Origin of the sequence: Roseicyclus marinus (genome assembly GCF_036322625.1) — a bacterium.
GTDB lineage: Bacteria > Pseudomonadota > Alphaproteobacteria > Rhodobacterales > Rhodobacteraceae > Roseicyclus > Roseicyclus marinus_A.
The window spans coordinates 2,975,939-2,993,749 of record NZ_AP027266.1; the positions used below are offsets into that span (position 1 = coordinate 2,975,939).

At 66.7% G+C, this 17,811-nt stretch carries 18 protein-coding genes and 1 tRNA gene; 10 read left to right on the top strand and 9 right to left on the bottom strand.

Annotated features, from left to right (window positions below; genetic code table 11):
• Position 1: 1 nt before the first annotated feature.
• The 3 genes from AABA51_RS14310 to AABA51_RS14320 are packed head-to-tail and all read right to left on the bottom strand — an operon-like array spanning position 2 to position 4,655.
• Positions 2-2,761, bottom strand: a complete 2,760-nt coding sequence (locus tag AABA51_RS14310; protein WP_338272668.1) for a DUF4159 domain-containing protein — start codon at positions 2,759-2,761, stop codon at positions 2-4.
• On the bottom strand, positions 2,758-3,651 hold the full coding sequence (locus AABA51_RS14315; RefSeq protein WP_338272669.1) for a DUF58 domain-containing protein: 894 nt from the start codon (positions 3,649-3,651) through the stop codon (positions 2,758-2,760). The genes AABA51_RS14310 and AABA51_RS14315 overlap by 4 nt, the downstream gene beginning before the upstream one ends.
• A complete protein-coding gene (locus tag AABA51_RS14320; RefSeq protein WP_338272671.1) occupies positions 3,648-4,655 on the bottom strand; it encodes an AAA family ATPase in 1,008 nt (335 codons plus the stop codon). The genes AABA51_RS14315 and AABA51_RS14320 overlap by 4 nt, the downstream gene beginning before the upstream one ends.
• Positions 4,656-4,715: 60 nt before the next feature.
• Here AABA51_RS14320 and AABA51_RS14325 point away from each other — a divergent pair, with 60 nt between their 5' ends.
• Positions 4,716-5,348, top strand: coding sequence for a DUF1285 domain-containing protein (locus AABA51_RS14325; protein WP_338272672.1), 633 nt, complete (start codon positions 4,716-4,718; stop codon positions 5,346-5,348).
• A gap of 15 nt (positions 5,349-5,363) precedes the next feature.
• On the opposite strand, the gene AABA51_RS14330 is transcribed toward AABA51_RS14325, so the two are convergent.
• The 5 genes from AABA51_RS14330 to AABA51_RS14350 form a co-directional block, all read right to left on the bottom strand.
• On the bottom strand, positions 5,364-6,209 hold the full coding sequence (locus tag AABA51_RS14330) for a cobalamin B12-binding domain-containing protein (protein ID WP_338272673.1): 846 nt from the start codon (positions 6,207-6,209) through the stop codon (positions 5,364-5,366).
• Positions 6,210-6,624: 415 nt separating this feature from the next.
• A tRNA-Arg gene (locus tag AABA51_RS14335) sits at positions 6,625-6,701 on the bottom strand.
• 57 nt (positions 6,702-6,758) lie between these two features.
• Complete coding sequence (locus AABA51_RS14340) at positions 6,759-8,144, bottom strand: sensor histidine kinase (RefSeq protein WP_338272674.1); 1,386 nt, start codon at positions 8,142-8,144, stop codon at positions 6,759-6,761.
• Positions 8,145-8,175: 31 nt separating this feature from the next.
• Entirely contained in the window at positions 8,176-9,588 is a 1,413-nt protein-coding gene (locus AABA51_RS14345; RefSeq protein WP_338272676.1) for a dihydrolipoyl dehydrogenase family protein, read from the bottom strand.
• Positions 9,589-9,610: 22 nt separating this feature from the next.
• On the bottom strand, positions 9,611-10,345 hold the full coding sequence (locus AABA51_RS14350; protein WP_338272678.1) for a TVP38/TMEM64 family protein: 735 nt from the start codon (positions 10,343-10,345) through the stop codon (positions 9,611-9,613).
• A 164-nt stretch (positions 10,346-10,509) separates the two neighbouring features.
• On the opposite strand from AABA51_RS14350, the gene AABA51_RS14355 reads away from it, so the two are divergent.
• The 4 genes from AABA51_RS14355 to yidD all read left to right on the top strand — a co-directional run bounded on the left by AABA51_RS14355 (position 10,510) and on the right by yidD (position 11,914).
• A complete protein-coding gene (locus AABA51_RS14355) occupies positions 10,510-11,025 on the top strand; it encodes a DUF523 domain-containing protein (protein WP_338272680.1) in 516 nt (171 codons plus the stop codon).
• Between the two features lie 108 nt (positions 11,026-11,133).
• Positions 11,134-11,271 carry a 50S ribosomal protein L34 gene (rpmH, locus tag AABA51_RS14360; RefSeq protein WP_277826100.1) on the top strand — a complete coding sequence of 46 codons (138 nt, stop codon included), beginning with the start codon at positions 11,134-11,136 and terminating at the stop codon, positions 11,269-11,271.
• Between the two features lie 20 nt (positions 11,272-11,291).
• Positions 11,292-11,696, top strand: a complete 405-nt coding sequence (rnpA, locus tag AABA51_RS14365; protein ID WP_338272683.1) for a ribonuclease P protein component — start codon at positions 11,292-11,294, stop codon at positions 11,694-11,696.
• Complete coding sequence (gene yidD, locus AABA51_RS14370) at positions 11,693-11,914, top strand: membrane protein insertion efficiency factor YidD (protein ID WP_338272684.1); 222 nt, start codon at positions 11,693-11,695, stop codon at positions 11,912-11,914. Before rnpA ends, yidD begins: the two co-directional genes overlap by 4 nt.
• 6 nt (positions 11,915-11,920) lie before the next feature.
• On the opposite strand, the gene AABA51_RS14375 is transcribed toward yidD, so the two are convergent.
• A complete protein-coding gene (locus tag AABA51_RS14375) occupies positions 11,921-12,448 on the bottom strand; it encodes a DUF3833 domain-containing protein (RefSeq protein WP_338272685.1) in 528 nt (175 codons plus the stop codon).
• Positions 12,449-12,589: 141 nt separating this feature from the next.
• Between AABA51_RS14375 and ttcA the strand changes: the two genes are divergently transcribed.
• From ttcA to argB, 5 genes are all read left to right on the top strand, one after another.
• Entirely contained in the window at positions 12,590-13,474 is an 885-nt protein-coding gene (ttcA, locus tag AABA51_RS14380; protein ID WP_338272686.1) for a tRNA 2-thiocytidine(32) synthetase TtcA, read from the top strand.
• A gap of 114 nt (positions 13,475-13,588) precedes the next feature.
• Complete coding sequence (gene yidC, locus AABA51_RS14385; protein ID WP_338272687.1) at positions 13,589-15,403, top strand: membrane protein insertase YidC; 1,815 nt, start codon at positions 13,589-13,591, stop codon at positions 15,401-15,403.
• Entirely contained in the window at positions 15,400-16,143 is a 744-nt protein-coding gene (locus tag AABA51_RS14390; protein WP_338272688.1) for an MOSC domain-containing protein, read from the top strand. The genes yidC and AABA51_RS14390 overlap by 4 nt, the downstream gene beginning before the upstream one ends.
• Positions 16,140-16,793, top strand: coding sequence for a ribosome biogenesis GTP-binding protein YihA/YsxC (yihA, locus tag AABA51_RS14395; RefSeq protein WP_338272690.1), 654 nt, complete (start codon positions 16,140-16,142; stop codon positions 16,791-16,793). Before AABA51_RS14390 ends, yihA begins: the two co-directional genes overlap by 4 nt.
• A gap of 98 nt (positions 16,794-16,891) precedes the next feature.
• Complete coding sequence (gene argB / locus AABA51_RS14400; RefSeq protein WP_338272691.1) at positions 16,892-17,752, top strand: acetylglutamate kinase; 861 nt, start codon at positions 16,892-16,894, stop codon at positions 17,750-17,752.
• Positions 17,753-17,811: the final 59 nt, after the last annotated feature.

Genomic DNA, 17,811 nt, shown 5'->3' on the forward strand with positions numbered 1-17,811 from the left:
GCTACTGCCCCAACCGATCCAAAAGCGCGGGCACATGCACCTGATCGGATTTGTAATTCCCTGACAGCACGTACATCACCAGGTTGACGCCGAACCGCAGCGCGATCTCGCGCTGGCGGTCGCCGGCCGACCCCCGCCCGATGGGGAAAAGCGGGCGGCCCGTTTCATCCTGCGCCCAGGCCGCCGCCCAATCATTGCCCCCGATCAGGACCGGCGTGACCCCGTCGTTGAGATTGCGAAACGGCATCCCCTCCACCGCCTCGGCATCCGGCGGGGCGGCTTCCAGCCAGACATCCCGGCTCAGATGGCGACCGGGGAAATCCTGCAACAGGTAAAAGGTCCGCGTCAGGATATGATCCGGCGGCACGGGTTCGAGCGGCGGAATATCAAGCGCAGCCGCCAGCGCGCGCAGCCGCCGCCCCTCGGGCGTGCCCGATCCGAAGCCGCCGACATGGGCGTCCCGCGTGTCGAACACGATCATCCCCCCCGACCGCAGGTAATCGTTGAGCCGCCGGTAGGCCGCCGCCGAGGGCAGGGGTTGCTCTGCCGTGACCGGCCAGTAGAGCATCGGGAAAAAGGCCAGCTCGTCGCGTTCCAGGTCGACACCGATGGGCGCGCTCGGCTCGACCGAGGTGCGCTGGAACAGCGTGTTCGACAGGCCCTGCAACCCCGCGCGCGACGTGTCGTCGATCCGCGCATCGCCCGTCAGCACATAGGCCAGCGTCACCTCCGATGTGGCCAAAAGCGCGCGCGCATCCTCGGGCGACAGATCCTGCGCCTGCCCGCCCTGCGGCAGCGTGGCGACCAGCGCCAGAACCGCAGCCCCCCGCGCAAACCCCGACAGCCGCCCCGCCAACCACAGGGACGCGATGGCATCGATCAACAGCAGCACCAGCGCCCCCGTCAGGAAACCGGCCATCAGATCGGTGGGGGCGATCACGCTCATACCCTCGACCGGAACGGCGGCAGGCCAGCTTGCCGGGGCCAGCACCGTCTCGGCGGTCACCACGTTGCGCGCGATCCGCCGCGCCTCCGAGGCGTAAAGCCCCGGCAACAGATCGGCGGAAAGCGGCGCTTCGGCCAGGGTCTCGCCCGGCACACCGGGCCTTGTGCCCGCATCGCGCAGCGTCCCGAACCCGTCCAGCACCTGGTCGGGCGTCCAGATCGTGCCCTCCAGCTCGGCCGCCTCGGGCGTCGCGGGACGGGTGGAAATCGCCAGCCGCTCCAGCATCTGCACGAACAGCCCCGACAGGGGCAGGCTCGACCATTCGGCATTGGCCGTCACATGGAACAAAACGACCGATCCCCGCCCATGGCCCGCACGGGTGACAAGCGGCGTGCCATCGGTGAGCGAGGCGATGGTGCGCGCGGCAAGCTCGGGATCGGGCTGCGCCATGACCTGCGCGCTGATCTCCACGTCACCGGGGATCTCCAGCCCGAAAAACGGCGAGGTATCGGGAAAGGGGCGCAGGCTTTTGGGCTCGCCCCAGCTCATCGCGCCGCCCACGCTCCGCCCGCCTTCGCGCAGGCGCACGGGCATCAAGAGCCCCGCCTCGTCCCGCGCCACATCGGATGCGGCCAGCCTTGGCCCGGCAAAACGCACCAAAAGCCCGCCGCGCTCCACCCAATCGGTCAGCCCCGCCTCTTCCTCGGGGGACAGGGTGGCGATATCGGCGAGGATGATGACATCGGGGCTGGCGAGCAGCATGTCCGACAGCGCCCCCTCGATCAGATCGGCGGTCGGCTCCAACGCCTGGCGCAGGTAATGGAGCGGCGACAACAGCGCCTGCTGCTCATCCGTCGCGCCCCCCGCGATCAAGGCCACCTGCCGCCGCTGCAACCCGTCATCGGCGAGCGTCACGGCCCCCGCCCCGCGCAACCCCGCGATCTCGAACCGCGTGATCCGGTTCCGCAACTCGGGCGGCAGGTCGAATTCGGCCACAGCCTCGGTCGCGCCCGCCTCGAACGCCGCCGCGCTGCGCGCCAGATCCCTTGGGATGCCCGCGGGATCCAGACCATGGGCCACCACCTCCAGCGTCAGCGGCAGATCCCCGCCCAGCCGGGTCAGCGTGACGCGAACCGCGCCATCCTCGAACCGGGCCGGGGCCAGACCCACCACGTCGCGGTCGCCCTGGAACACGGACAAGGGCCCCAGCGCGCGCAGCGCCTCGGTCACACCGTCCCGGCCCGGATGATCCAGGCCATCGGCGATCCACCATGTCTCGAGCGGCCCCTCCAACCCCGCCGCCCATTCCACAGCCGCCGCCATGTCGGGCGCAAAGGGCCGGGGCACCAGCGCAGGCAGCCGCGCCGCCCAGGCATTGGCCGATTGCAGCGGCAGATCGCCCGGCGGCAGATCGGTCAGCGCCACGACCGCCACGGGCCGCCCCGCGCGCCCCGCCTCGTCCAGCAACAGCCCCGCCCGCTCGATCCGGTCCGACCAATCGCGGGCCGAGGCCCAGCTGGCATCCATCACGATCAGAAGCGGCCCCTCGCCCGTGCGCACCGTCGCGGGGTTCAACACAGGCCCCGCAAACCCGATGATCGCCGCCGCCAGCGCCGCGATCCTGAGCAGCAACAACCACCACGGCGTCTTGTCGGTCTGGCTCTCGTCATCCTTGAGACCCAAAAGCAACGCCACACCCGGAAACCGCCGCCGGATCGGCGCAGGCGGCACCGCGCGCAGGATCCACCACAACACCGGCAGCCCGATGAGCGCGGTCAGCAAAAGCGGCGTGGCAAAGGCAAGCGATCCGATCATCCGCGCACCTTTTCCAGCGCACGATAGAGCCACAGCAACGTGGGCTCGGCCGGCTGATCGGTGTGATGCAGATGATACCGCCAGCCGGTGCGGCGACACAGGTCCTGCAAATGCGCCTTCCGCTCGGCCAAACGCGCCAGATAGGCCTCGCGCAAACTCCGCGCTTTCAGCGTCTCGAACCGGATCGCGCCGGTCATCGATTCAAAGACGGTGCGCCCGTCATAGGGAAACACCTCTTCGTCGGGGTCCAGAACCTGCACCAGCGCGCCCTTGACCTCGCGGTCGGCGGCCCGGCCCAGCGCCGCCTCGATGGCGGCGATATCGCCAAAGAAATCCGACAGGAACACCGCGCGCCCGCCCATCGGCATCGTCTGCGGCTTGGGCGCGCCGTAATCGCCGGGCGCCTCCCCCTCCATCAGGGCTTGGGCCATGCGCATCAGCTGCGCCGTGCCCCCGCGCGGCGGTTCGGCCAGATGGGTCAGGCCCACACGCTCGCCGCCCCGCACCGCGACAATCGCCAGCGCCATGGCCAGCGTCTGCGCCCGGCGCAGCTTCGAGGGGCGGTTGCGATGCCCGCTGAAGGTCATGGAGGCGGCATCATCCACCCCCAGCATCACCGATTGCGCGGCCTGCCATTCCGTCTGGCGGATGAAATGCCCATCCGACCGCGCCGATCTGCGCCAATCGATCTGGCGATAGCCATCGCCGGCCTGCGCGGGACGGTATTGCCAGAATTCATCGCCCATCCCGGCCCGCTTGCGCCCATGCACCCCCAACAGCACCGTCGCCGCCAGATGCTGCGCATCGGCCATCAGCGCAGGCAGCGTCGCCGCGACCGCCTCGGACCGCGAGCGCAGGCTTTCGGGCGTATGGAGCGCTGCGTCACTCAAGCCGCAAGACCGATCCGGGTGACACGGGCCGTGACCTCGTCGATCACCTGCTCCAGAACAGCACCCTCGGCCCGCGCGCCGAAACTCAGCGCCATCCGGTGGCTGAGAACCGGACGCGCCAGCGCCGCCACATCCTCGGGCGAGGGCGCAAGCCGCCCATCCAGAAGCGCACGCGCCCGCACCGTCAGCATCAGCGCCTGCGCCGCGCGGGGCCCTGGGCCCCATGCCACGGTTTTCTTCACGATCTCGGGCGCTTCCTCCGCCTCGGGGCGACAGGCGCGCACAAGATCAAGGATCAGCTCCATCACGCTTTCGCCCACCGGCATGCGCCGCACCACGCCCTGCGCGGCAATGAGCGCCTCGGGGGTGAACACCGCATGCGATGTCGCCTCTTCCGTGCCGGTCGTGGCCAGCAGGATGCCGCGCTCCGTATCCCGGTCGGGATAGGCCACGTCGATCTTGACGAGAAACCGGTCAAGCTGCGCCTCGGGCAGGGGATAGGTCCCTTCCTGCTCGATGGGGTTCTGGGTCGCCAGCACGTGGAACGGTCGCGGCAGCGGCTTGTGATCACCCGCGATGGTGACCTCGCGTTCCTGCATCGCCTGCAACAGCGCCGATTGCGTGCGGGGGCTGGCGCGGTTGATCTCGTCGGCCATCAAGAGCTGGCAAAAGATCGGACCGGGCAGAAAGCGGAAACTGCGGCTGCCGTCCTGTGCCGTCTCCAGCACCTCGGACCCAAGGATATCGGCAGGCATCAGGTCGGGGGTGAACTGGATGCGGTTGGCCGACAATCCCATCACCGTCGACAGGGTGTCGACCAACAGCGTCTTGCCCAGCCCCGGCAGGCCCATCAGCAGCGCGTGACCGCCCGACAGCATCGCCGACAGGGCAAGGTTCACGACCTCGTCCTGACCGATGATCCGCTTGGCGATGGAGGCCTTCGCCTCGCCCAGTTTCGCGCCCAGCGCTTCGATCTCGGCCACAAGCGCATCGGGGTCAGACATGGCAATGCTCCGCTGGATGGTTATGTAGGTGTGGTAACAGACCTATTCCGCGGACCACAAATGGCAAAGCGAGACACCACACAAAAGATCGTGACGGGCTCGGAGGGATCGGGCCTCGAAACCCTTCTCAAGGCCACGAAAGACGCCGCAAAGGCAGGCGGATTGCCGCCGGTCCACCTGTGGAACCCACCCTTTTGCGGCGATATCGACATGGAAATCCGCCGTGACGGGACATGGTTTCACGAGGGCACGCCCATCGGGCGCGCGCCCCTTGTGCGGCTCTTCTCGACGATCCTGAAACGCGAAGGGGACAGGTATTTCCTCGTGACCCCCGTCGAAAAGGTGGGCATCCGGGTCGAGGATGCGCCCTTCGTCGCGCAGGATTTCACCGTCACGGACGAAGGATCGGGGCCTGCGCAGGTCGTGACCTTCACCACCAATGTGGGCGACAGCGTCGTGGCGGGGCCCGACAACCCGATCCGCGTCCTGCGCGATGATGCGGGCGAACCCAGCCCCTATGTCCATGTCCGCGCGGGGCTCGAGGCGCTGATCGACCGCAAGAGCTTCTACCGCCTGGTCGACATCGGAGAGGCGCATCGCGTCGAAACCGAGGGTGGGGGCGAGGATTGGTTCGGCCTCTGGTCGCAGGGCACGTTCTTTCCCTTCATCCCCGTGCGGGAACTTATGGTCTGATCCGCAGCCTGCGCCTCAGGCTGCCGAACCCGAGCGGCGCTGCCCGTGGCGTGCCCGTGGCGCCGACAACAGCGCCCCGATCCGCTTCATCTCGGCCTCGGCCGCCGACAGATCGGCAACCACCGCCACCTGCGCCGGAAGATCGGCGACCTTTGCCTGATCCAGCGCCACCTGCCCCGACAACAGCAGATGCGCATCGGGCCGCATCGCGGCCAAGGCCCCGACCAACCGGCGAAGCGCGGCGTAGGAATGCGTCCCCGAACAGCTCAGCCCGATCACCGGGCGGTCGTCGCGGGCGATCCGGTCGATCAATTCGTCATGGGTCAAACCCACCAGCAGCCCGACATCCCATCCGTTGCGACGGAACAGGTCGGCGGCCATCATCACGCCCAGCGTGTGCTGTTCCCCCGGCACGGCGGCAAAGACGGCCCCCTTGGCATGCGTGCAGGCAGGCGTCGCACGCCCCATCGGCAAGCGCCGCAGCAAGGTCTGGATGCGCGCGGTGGCAAGGGCGACATCGGTAAAGGGCAGGCGGTTGCGATCCCAAAGATCGCCCAACCGCCGCGCCGCCGGGGCCAGATGATCGAGACACAGATCCTCGACCGACAATCCCGCCTCCAAAAGCTCGTCGACCAGAACCGATGCGGCCAGATCATCCTCGTCGCAAAGCGCGAAAGCCATCGCCGCCGCGCAGGGATCGCCCAGGACCTCTTGGGCGGGGACAAGAACCGGATCGGCCACCGCGGCCATCCGCTCGGCACACAGCCGCGCGACGGCCCTTGTCGCAAGATCGTTCAGATCGGCGGTCCGGTGCGAGCAGCCGCCCTGCCCCTCCGCCACGTCAGTATGATCGGTCGTCACGGTCGTTCTTCTTTCGTCTGCAAGCCCGACACCCGAAACGGGGCAACCGGGACCCACGCGCTTCCCTCTCTGAAGACGAGTGTATACCGAGTGGACTGTCAATCAAGGTTTACATTTATGTCCCGCGCAGAAAGATTCTAATAACATAATTTCAATGAACTTTTAAGGTTTGCCTCGGATTGGTAAGGCAAACCTTACACTTTCCCGGCGGCTGGAAACCGTAACCGATCCCCAAAACCGAATCGAAAGATACCCCCGGTGCAGGCCGCACCTGCCCCCGCAGCAAGACGCCCGACCGCGTCACGCCACGGGCGAAACCGCCCGGCCCACGCCCTCGGGTCGCAGCAGAAACTCTGTGATCTGGGGGAGTGTCCCGCTCAGGTAACCTGAGCAGCGATAGCGCAAAAAGGGGGAGTGGCGCACTGGGGAGGATTCGAACCCCCGACCCCTTGATTCGTAGTCAAGTACTCTATCCAACTGAGCTACCAGTGCGTGAGGGCGGGGTTTAGCGCCGCTGTCGGAGGCTTGCAAGGGGGAAATCCCGATTGCTCAGGTCGCCAGTCCAAGCGGCAAGATGATCTCGAACCGCGTCCCCGTTCCCGTGCTTTCGGCAAGCTCCAACCGACCGCCATGGCCGCGCAACAGCTCGGCGCAGATCGCAAGCCCAAGCCCCGAACCACCCTTGCGCGCCGCGCCGTGGAACGGCTTGAACAGGTGGTCGCGCGCCTTCTGCGGCAGGCCGGGGCCGGTGTCGCTGACCGTGATCTTCCAGCCTTCGGCGGTTTCACAGCCCCCGATCCTGATCTCGCCCGACGCACCCGTGGCGGCGATTGCCTGCCTTGCGTTGCGCACAAGATTGGACAGGACGCGGTGCAATTGCTCGGGATCGGCGCGCAGCATCATGCCGGCGGGCACCTCGCATAGATAGGCGATGGCGGCGCTGTCCGCCGACAGGCGGTCATTCTCGACCACATCCTCGACCAGCGGGCGCAGCGCCACGCGGTCAAGCTTCGGCGGCGGCTCCTCGGCGCGGCCAAAGGCAAGTGTCGCCTCGGTCAGGTTGATGGCCCGGTTCAGCGAATTGACCAGACGCGGCGCGATACGCTGGACGGTGGGGTCGTTCGACGCCTCGAGCCGGTCGGCGACAAGGGTTGCGACCGACAGCATGTTGCGCAGGTCATGGCTGATCTTTGCGACCGCCTCGCCCAGTTGCGCAAGCCTTTCGCGTTGCTTGAGCGCGCCGGTCAGATCTTTCTGGAGCGCCTGCAGCGCATCCTCGGCCTTGCGCAATTCGCGCACGCGGCCCTCGGGGCGGATGATGCGGGTGGCGTCGGCGGGCGCTTCGGCATAGCGCATCATCGCATCGACCAACCGCCGGATCGGGGTGACCATCAGGCGGCGCACGGCGACGAACAGCAAAAGCGCCGTGAAGATCGAGATGACGGCGGAGAGCGCCAGAATGCGCAATCCGTAGTCGATCAGCGCCATCCGCAAGGGTTCGGTCGGCATGGTGATCTCGATCAGCAGCCCCGCATCCCGCACGGGTTCGCCGATCACGCGGATCACCTGCGCCTCGGGATTGGCCAGGCGCGCCAGGGCATCGCGCATCAGCACCCAGGGCATCGGATCGCGCAGGTCATAGGTGGCGGCCACCGCGGGCATCGTGTCGCTGGACAAGATCAGCTGGCGCACGGCATCGCGCCGGAGCACGACGTTCAGAACCTCGGCATTCTCCAGAAGTTCCTGTTCCAGCTCGTCCGAGATCATCCCGTCCGTCGCCAGAAGCGCAAGCGAGGCGATCTGCGCGCGTTCAAGCCGGGCCAGCAGGTAATCCTCGCGGAAGCGGGCGACAGAGGGCACGAAGATGAAAACCTCGGCCAGCATCACGAAGATGATGGTCAGGATCAGAAAGCGCCCTGATAGCGAATGTCTCACGCGGTCCCAGCCTATCCTTGGCCCGAAGACCTCAGGGCAGGCGCTGCACCAGACGGACGATGCGCTTGACCATGGGGCTTTCGAACAATCTGGGAGAGAAATAGGCCCCCGCGGCGCGTTTGTTAATCTCCCCCAGTGTCGGATACGGCGAGATCATGCCGGCGATGGCCGACATCTTGAGCCGATTGGCCAGCGCCAGCGCCCATATCTGGATCAATTCGCCCGCCTGCGGCCCGACGATCGTGGCACCCACGGGCCGCCCCTTGACCACCATGACCTTGCAAAAGCCGGTCGTCTGGCCATTGGCGATGGCCCGGTCGTTATGGGCGAAATCGGCGCGGGCGATGAACAGGCGGTCGCCGTGGATCTTGCGCGCCTCGGCCTCCGTCAGGCCGACCTGCGCCAGTTCGGGGTCGGTATAGGTGGTGCGCGGCACATGGTCGGTCCGCGCGCGGGCGGGCAGGCCGAAAAGCATCGAACGGATGATGACGCCCGCATGGTAGCCCGCGACATGGGTGAATTGCAGCCCGCCCGCCGCATCGCCCACGGCATAGACTCGGCGGTTGGTCGAGCGCAGGCCGCTGTCGACGGTGACGCCGCGCCGGTCATGGGCGACATGCGCGCGGTCAAGGTCGAGCCTGTCGGTATTCACCTGCCGTCCGACCGCAACGAGCAGGTGGGAGCCGTCGACGCGGCGGCCATCGCCGGTTTCGAGGCGAATCGCGCCATCCGTGCCGGAGACGGAAGTGACCTCGGCCCCTTCGACGATCTCGATCCCTTCCGCGCGCAGGTGGTCCAGCACCACTGCAGCAGCTTCGGGATCGTCGCGGCCAAGCGCCCGCGCCCCTTCGATCACGGTGACGCGGCAGCCAAGGCGGCGGTGGGCCTGCGCCATTTCCATCCCGATGGGGCCACCGCCGATGATGATCAGGTGGTCGGGCCGCTCGCGCAGCGCGAAGATGGTTTCGTTCGTGTGATGCGGCGTGTCGGCCAGTCCCGGAATGGGCGGGATGAAGGGGCGCGAGCCGGTCGCGATGACGAACCGGCGGGCGGTGATGATCGTATCGCCCGCCTGAACCTCGGTTTCCGAGATGAAGCGCGCCTCGGCCCGGATCACGCGGACGCCCAGGCCCTCGAACCGTTCCTGGCTGTCCACGGGGGCGATGGTGTCGATGGTCGCCTGCACATGGTCCTTGGCGGCGGCGAAATCGGGCACGGGATCATGGCCCGCCGTCCCGAACCCGCCCCTGGCCACGGCATGGGCGCGGTGGCCCGCCGCCAAGAGCGCCTTGGACGGCACGCAGCCGTAATTCAGGCAATCGCCGCCCATCTTGTGCCCCTCGATCAGGGTCACATCGGCCCCCATCTGGACCGCCCCCGCCGCGACCGAAAGCCCGCCCGAGCCTGCGCCGATGATGCAGATATCCGTCTTGATGCGGGCCATGGTCGGTCCTTTCGCGAAAGGGTCAGAGGCCGGGGCGGCCCCGCAGGAGCTTGATTGCCATGGGCAACAGGGCAAGGGCCGAAAGCCCCAGGATCGGCAACAGGATCTGCGGCTCGAAGATCAGGCCCAGATCCGGGGTTTCGCCCCGGGCAAAGACCTCCGACAGGCCTGCCCCGACCGAGGTATAGACCAGCGCGCCGGGCATGATGCCGAAGAAGGTGGAAATGACGTAGCGCCGGAGCGGCACATCCAGGAAAGCCGGGATGAGATTGGCCAGAAAGAAAGGCAGCACCGGCAAAAGCCGCATCAGGAACAGCATCGACCACTGGTTTTCGTCGATCCCGTCCTTGACGCGTTTCACCAACCCCTCGGCCCCTTCCATCCGGGCGGCAAGGCGCGCGCCGATCCCGCTGCGGGCGGCCAGAAAGATCGCGCTCGCCCCAAGCGTCGCGCCCGTGATGTTGAAAAGCACGCCGGGAAATGTGGCGAACAAAAAGCCACCCGTCAGCGTGGCGATGGTGGCACCGGGCAGGGAAAAGGCCACGATCAGCGTGTAGATCAAGATGAAACCAAGCGCCGCGACAAGGTAATGGGTATCGCGAAAGGCGATCAGCGCCTCGCGATTCTCGGCCAGGGTCTGGAAATTGAGATGTTCGCCGAACAGCGACCACCCCAGCCCCGCGCCCAGCGCCAGCAGGATCAGCGGCAGGTGCCGCCCGGTGGGGGATTTGCGTATCTCGGTCACGGTGTCGGTCATGGGGGCACGGTCCTTTGGCTTTGTCCAGCATGTGCCGCAAAGGGCAGCGCGGGGACAGGGCGCATCACGCCCGCTTGATGCGCCGTGACGGCGGGCGGTGTTTTCGTGACCCACGGCCGCGATCCGCGTAACACTTGGGCCGAATGGTTACAGGATCGAGACCGATGGAGCGGATTCTTGTCAGTGCCTGCCTGCTTGGCCAGCGCGTGCGCTATGACGGGCGGGGCAAGGGTCTGACCTCGGACCTGATGGCGCTTTGGCAGTCGGAGGGGCGGCTCGTGCCGCTCTGCCCGGAGCTTGCGGGCGGGTTCGGCGTGCCGCGCCTGCCCGCCGAAATCGCACCGGGGGCGACGGGCGCATCGGTTCTGGCAGGCAGGGGCGCGATCCACGACAGCGCCGGGCAGGATGTGACGGCGGGATTCCTTGCCGGTGCCGCAGCGGCCGTCCGTCTGGCCCGGGAACGGGGATGCCGCTTCGCGCTCTTGACCGAAGGCAGCCCGTCTTGCGGCGTGGCGCGGGTGCATGGCGGGCGGTTCGACGGCACGATGCAGGAGGGCCAAGGCGTGGTGACAGCGGCGCTGCGCCAAGCGGGCTTGACGGTTTTCCCCCAGACCCGCATCGCCGATCTGGCCCTTGCGCTGGATGGGGCCGAAATTCGCGCCAAACCGCATCGCAGTTGATTGACAGCCCGTGCCGCTTTCCGTATTTGCCGGGCTTCATCGGAGATTCCCTAGGGCCTGCGAGGCGCAATGTTGCGACCCGGCCCGGACGAGTGACGGAGAAGACAGATGTCGAAGCGGACCTACCAGCCCTCGAACCTCGTGCGGAAGCGCCGCCACGGGTTCCGCGCGCGTATGGCGACCAAGGGCGGCCGCAAGGTTCTGAACGCCCGCCGCGCTCGCGGCCGGAAGTCGCTCAGCGCCTGATCCCGGACAGGGTGATGAACATGGATGCGCCTCCGCCGGGCGATGGCCCGTCGGGGGCTTTTTCCGTTCCGGATACCGGCAAGCAACTGTCGGTCCTGACGCAACGGGCCGACTTCCTGCGCGCGGCCCGCGCCCGTCGCCAGCCGATGCCCGGTTTCCTGTTGCAAGCGCGGCTGCGCGCCCCCGATGAACCGGCGGCAACGCCGATCCGCATCGGCTTTACCTGCTCCAAGAAGGTGGGCAATGCGGTGGCCCGCAACCGCGCCAAGCGCCGCCTGCGCGAGATTGCGCGCGCCATCCTGCCCGTGTCGGGACGACCCGGCTGGGATTACGTTCTGGTCGGACGACAGGGGGCGACTTCCGATCTGCCCTTCGAGCAGTTGAAAACCGATCTGGCGCAAGCCTTGGGGAAACTGCACCGATGAGCCCGCTTGCCTATGTCGTCTCGCTGCCGGTGCGGTTCTACCGCCTCGTGTTCAGCCCATGGGTGGGGCATGGCTGCCGCTACAACCCCACCTGTTCGGCCTATGCGATGGAAGCGCTGGAGAAGCACGGCGGGATCAAGGGTGCGTGGCTGACCCTGCGCCGGATCGCGCGCTGCCATCCCTGGGGCGGGTCGGGCATCGACAACGTTCCGGACTAGGACGCCTCAGAGCTTTTCGAAGCTAATGATGACCTCGCCGATCCGCACCCCGTAGCGGAACATGTAGGCGCGGTTCAGCAAGCGGTCCTCGGACAAGAGCCACATCCAGTCGTCGAAGCTGACGCGCAGGGTTTCGCCATCGCCTATGGGCAGGTCGATCGTGTATTGCCAGTTGAACGTATCGCCGCGTTCCTCGCCCGTGGCGATGCCGATCACGCCCGGCGCGGTGCCCTGCCAGGTGTCCGGGCCGGTTTTCGTGAGCGTCCAGATCCGCTGTTCGGTCGATCCGTCCTCGTAGGTGAAATCCTCGACCAGCCGCAGGGTTTCGCCATCCCAGGTCCCGTCGATCTCGACAACGAAACGGCGGCGGACGGTGCCCAAGACGTCCTGGAACTGGCCATAGGCGACCAGATCGCCCGCGAAGAATTCCTCGAGGTTCAGCTGCGCCTCGCCCAGCGGCGGGTCGTCGAGCGCGGGACGCCCCCCGCAGGCCGCCAGAAAGAGCGTGAAACCGAGAATCAGGATCGCGCGCATGGTCATGTCCCCCAAGAACCGGCCTTGTCCCAAAGCTAACCCGGCCAAGCGGCAGGGCAAGCCGGGGGTGCGCGCGCGCCCCGCTTGACGCGCGCCCGCCCCCGGGCCCATAGACGGCCCGCAGGACAGGGAGTGCGCCCGATGCTCGACCGCGACGAAACCGGCGACGATATCGCCGACGACATTCACCCGCTGTTCTTCGGCGCGCCCAAGACCACGGAATTTCGCAAGCTGCGCAAGCGCATCATCCGCGAGACCCGCGAGGCGATCGACCGTTACGGCATGGTCGACCGAGACCCGTCCGCGCCGCGTCAGAAATGGCTCGTCTGCCTGTCGGGCGGCAAGGACAGCTACACGCTGCTGGCGGCCTTGACCGAATTGCAGTGGCGCGGGCTTTTGCCCGTCGACATCCTGGCCTGCAACCTCGACCAGGGGCAGCCGGGCTTTCCCGCAACCGTCCTGCCCGAATTCCTGACGAAAATGGGCGTGCCGCACCGGATCGAATATGCCGACACCTATTCCATCGTGATCGACAAGGTGCCGCAGGGCCGGACCTATTGCGCGCTCTGTTCGCGGCTGCGGCGCGGCAACCTCTACCGCATCGCGCGGGAAGAAGGCTGTTCGGCGGTCGTGCTGGGCCATCACCGCGACGACATCCTGGCCACGTTTTTCCTGAACCTGTTCCATGGCGGCAAACTGGCGACCATGCCGCCCAAGCTGTTGAACGACGAGGGCGATCTGTTCGTGCTGCGCCCGCTGGCCCATGTGGCCGAGGAGGATTGCGAAGCGTTTTCGCGGGCGATGAATTACCCGATCATCCCCTGCGACCTGTGCGGCAGCCAGGACGGGCTGCAACGCCAGGCCATCGGCCGGATGCTCGACGAATGGGAGGCAAAGGCCCCCGGCCGCAAGGGCAAGATGTTCTCGGCGCTGATGACGGCCCGGCCCTCGCATCTGCTGGATCCGGAGCTGTTCGATTTCGCCGGCCTGTCGCGCAAGACCCCGGCGACCGACCCCGAGGGCTGAACGCCCCCCACCTCTATGCCAGCTGCGCGCGGACCGCGCGGAAAAGGCCCCTTGACCTTTGCGCCCCCGATCTGTTGAACCCGCGCAGGCAACAAAAGCGGGATCCTTGCAGATATGGACGATCAGAACAGAAACCTGATCCTGGCCACGGCGTTGAGCTTTCTGGTCATTCTCGTCTGGTTTGTCCTGTTTCCGCCGCCCGAGCCGGTGACGGACCCCAACGCGACCCCAATCGTCGAGACCCAGGGGGCCGCAACCGGAACCGACATGGCGGTCCTGCCGCCGTCAGCGGACGGCACCCCCGACCTGCCCGAGGCAGAGGCCGCCGCGACCCCCGCAGCCCCCCGCCTGCCCATCGAAACGCCCGAACTCGAAGGGTCCATCTCGCTCATCGGCGGGCGCATCGATGACCTGTCGCTCCGCGGCTATTCCGAGACGCTGGACGACGACAGCCCGATCGTGCGCCTCCTGTCGCCCGTGGGCAGCGCAGAACCCTATTACGCGCTCTACGGCTGGGCCCCGGGTGGCGATCTGGGCTTCGAGGATGTGCCCGGCGCCAACACCGAATGGTCCGTCGAAAGCGGTGAGACCCTGACGCCCGAAACCCCCGTTACGCTGATCTGGGAAAACGGCAACGGCCTCGTGTTCCGCCGCACCATCACCATCGACGAGAATTTCATGTTCTCGATCACCCAATCGGTCGAGAATACCGGATCGGCTGCCGCGCGGCTGGCCCCCTACGGCATCGTGGCGCGCCATGGCCTGCCCGATGATCTTCAGAATTTCTTCATCCTGCACGAAGGCGTGGTGCGCAAGGTCGACGGCCAATTGGACGAGATCGGCTACAACGACCTGCCCGATCTCGATTTCGTGCAGCGCGAGGCCGCCGCCGCCGAAGTCGTGGACGTGACCGCCAATGGCTGGATCGGCTTCACCGACAAATACTGGATGACCACGCTGATCCCCGGGGCCGACCAGCCCTTTACCTCCGTCACGAAATACGTGGCCAGCGCCGACATCTACCAGACCGAAGCCCGCCTTCCCGCGATGACGGTCGAGGCCGGCCAGAGCGCCCAGGTAACCACCCAGCTCTTCGCCGGGGCCAAGGAATGGCAGACGATCCGCGATTACGAGGATGCGGGCGTCCAGCGCTTCATCGACTCGATCGACTGGGGCTGGTTCTATTTCATCACCAAGCCGATGTTCTGGCTCCTGCACAACCTGAACCTGCTGATCGGCAACATGGGCCTCGCAATCATCGCGCTGACCGTGATCGTCAAGGCGGCGCTCTTCCCGCTCGCCTACAAATCCTATGCCTCGATGGCGCGGATGCGCGAATTGCAGCCGCAGATGGAAAAGATCAAGGAACGCGTGGGCGACGACCGCCAGAAGATGCAGCAGGAGATGATGGAGCTCTACAAGCGGGAAAAGGTGAACCCCGCCTCGGGCTGCCTGCCGATCCTGTTGCAGATCCCGATCTTCTTCTCGCTCTACAAGGTGATCTTCGTGACGCTGGAATTGCGCCACGCGCCCTTCTTCGGCTGGTTGCAGGATCTTTCGACGCCTGATCCCTCGTCGATCTTCAACCTGTTCGGCCTGCTGCCCTGGGCCGCGCCCGAGCCGACCAGCATCCTTGCGCTGATCTTCATCGGGGTGCTGCCGATCCTTCTGGGCATCTCGATGTGGCTGCAGCAAAAGCTGAACCCGCAGCCGACCGACCCGACGCAGGCCGCGATCTTTGCCTGGCTGCCGTGGATCTTCATGTTCATGCTGGGCGGCTTCGCCAGCGGCCTGTTGATCTACTGGATCGCGAACAACACGATCACCTTCGTGCAGCAATACATCATCATGAAGCGGCACGGCTATACGCCCGACCTGTTCGGCAACATCCGCTCCAGCTTTGGTCGCAAGAAGACCGAGGGCAAATGACCTGGACGCTGGCCCAGATCTGGCGGCACCCGATCAAGGGGATCGGGGCCGAAAGGCTGGACCACGCGGGGTTGCAGGTGGACCGGCCCGTGCCGCTTGACCGCGCCTGGGCCGTCCTCGAAGAAGGTGGCGAGGGGGGTGAGGGCTGGCGCGCCTGCCGCAATTTCCTGCGCGGGGCCAAGGGGGCCTCGCTGATGGCGGTGAGCGCGCGGGTCGATGGCGATGTGATCCACCTGTCCCATCCCGACCGGCCCGACCTGTCGATCGATCCCGATACGCGCGAAGGGGCCGAGGCGCTTTTTGCCTGGCTGAAACCGATCTATCCCGCCGACCGGCGTGGCCCGGCAGCACTGGTCAAATCCCCGGCGCAGGGCATGACCGATGCGCCCTTCGCCTCGGTCGCGGTGCTGAACATGGCCTCGCTCCGCGCCCTGTCGCAAAAGCTGGGGCAGGATCTCGACCCACGGCGGTTTCGCGGCAATCTCTGGCTCGAGGGGCTCGCCCCCTGGGAGGAATTCGACCTCGTGGGCAAGCGTCTGCGCATCGGCACGGCGGAGCTGGAGGTGATCGAGCCGATCACCCGCTGCCGCGCGACCGAGGCCAATCCCGAAACCGGGCGGCGCGACGCGGGCACGCTTGCCGCGCTCGAGGACGGCTGGGGCCATACGGATTTCGGCGCCTATGCGATGGTGCGCCGCGCGGGCCGCGTTTGCGTCGGCGATGAGGTGACCAAGACATGACCGCCCTGCCCTTTCCCCTCGCCCCCGAGCCTGACGAGATCACCGCCGAGATCGGCCGCAAACTCTTCGCGGGCGGCGCCGATTTCCTCAAGGGCGTGGTCGCCATGGACGGCCTGCCCCCCGCCGACCGGCCCGAGGTCTGTTTCGCGGGTCGCTCGAACGTGGGAAAATCGACGCTGATCAACGCCTTGACCGGGCGAAAGGCACTGGCCCGCGCCTCCAACACCCCGGGGCGCACGCAGGAAATCAACTTCTTCACGCTGGGCGAAAGCCATTACCTCGTCGACCTACCCGGCTATGGCTATGCCGAGGCGCCGATGGCCGTGGTCAAGCAATGGCAGGCGCTCCTGCGGGCCTATCTCTCGGGTCGGGCGACGCTGCGCCGCGCCTTCGTGTTGATCGACGCGCGGCACGGGGCCAAGGCGGTGGATGCGGAGATCATGGGCCTTCTCGACAAGGCGGCCGTGCCGTTTCAGGTCGTTCTGACCAAGGCCGACAAGGTCCGCCGCGCCGATCTCGACGCCGCGCTCGCGCGGACGCGGACGGTGCTGGCCAAGCATCCGGCGGCCTATCCGGAACTGATCCTGACCTCCTCCGACAAGGGCGAGGGGATCGCGAGCTTGCGCGCGACCATCGCCGGGATCACCTGAACCTTCCCGCTTCATCTTTCCACAAATATGCAAACCCCGCGCTTCACACGCGGGCGGCGCTGTCCTATTCAGGCGCAACGCCAGCCAAGGGCCCCGACATGAAGCAAAGAGACATGACCCGCGATCACCTTGCCGTTGCCCGCACGCTGAGCGAGGCGCTTCCCTATCTTCAGCGATTCAACGATGCCGTCGTCGTCGTGAAATTCGGCGGAAACGCGATGGGCGATGACGACACGATGGAGGGATTCGCCCGCGATATCGTACTGCTCAGGCAGGTGGGCGTGAACCCGGTCGTGGTCCATGGCGGCGGGCCGATGATCAACGATCTGCTTGATAAGCTTGGGATAAAATCCGACTTCATCGACGGGAAACGCGTGACCGACGCGGCCACTGTCGAGGTCGTTGAGATGGTTCTGTCCGGCCTTGTGAACAAGCGGATCGTGCAGGCGATCAATGGGCAGGGCGGCAAGGCCGTGGGGCTGTCGGGCAAGGATGCCTCGCTCATGGTTTGCGAGCCCGCCGATCCGAAATTCGGCTTCGTGGGCGAGCCGGTGGAGGTCAATCCGGCGGTCATCAACAACCTGTTCGAGGATGACATGATCCCCGTCATCGCGCCGGTGGGCGTGGGGCGCAATGGCGAGACCTTCAACGTGAACGGCGATACGGCGGCGGGCGCGATTGCCGCGGCGCTGAAGGCTGACCGCTTGTTATTGCTCACGAATGTCGCGGGCGTGAAGAATGCCGAGGGGCAATTGGTGACGGAACTCAAGGCCGCCGAGGTCGAGGAGATGACGCGGGCGGGCGTGATTTCGGGCGGCATGATTCCCAAGACGGAAACCGCGCTTCAGGCGGTCAGGGGCGGCGTCAGGGCCTGCACCATCGTGGATGGGCGGGTGCCCAATGCGGTGCTTCTGGAGCTGTTCACCGAGCATGGCGCGGGGTCGATGATCCGGGCCTGAGGGGCTGCCACCGATGCAGGTTTTGTGTCGTGACCCTGTCGTGATCCTGTAGGGAAAGT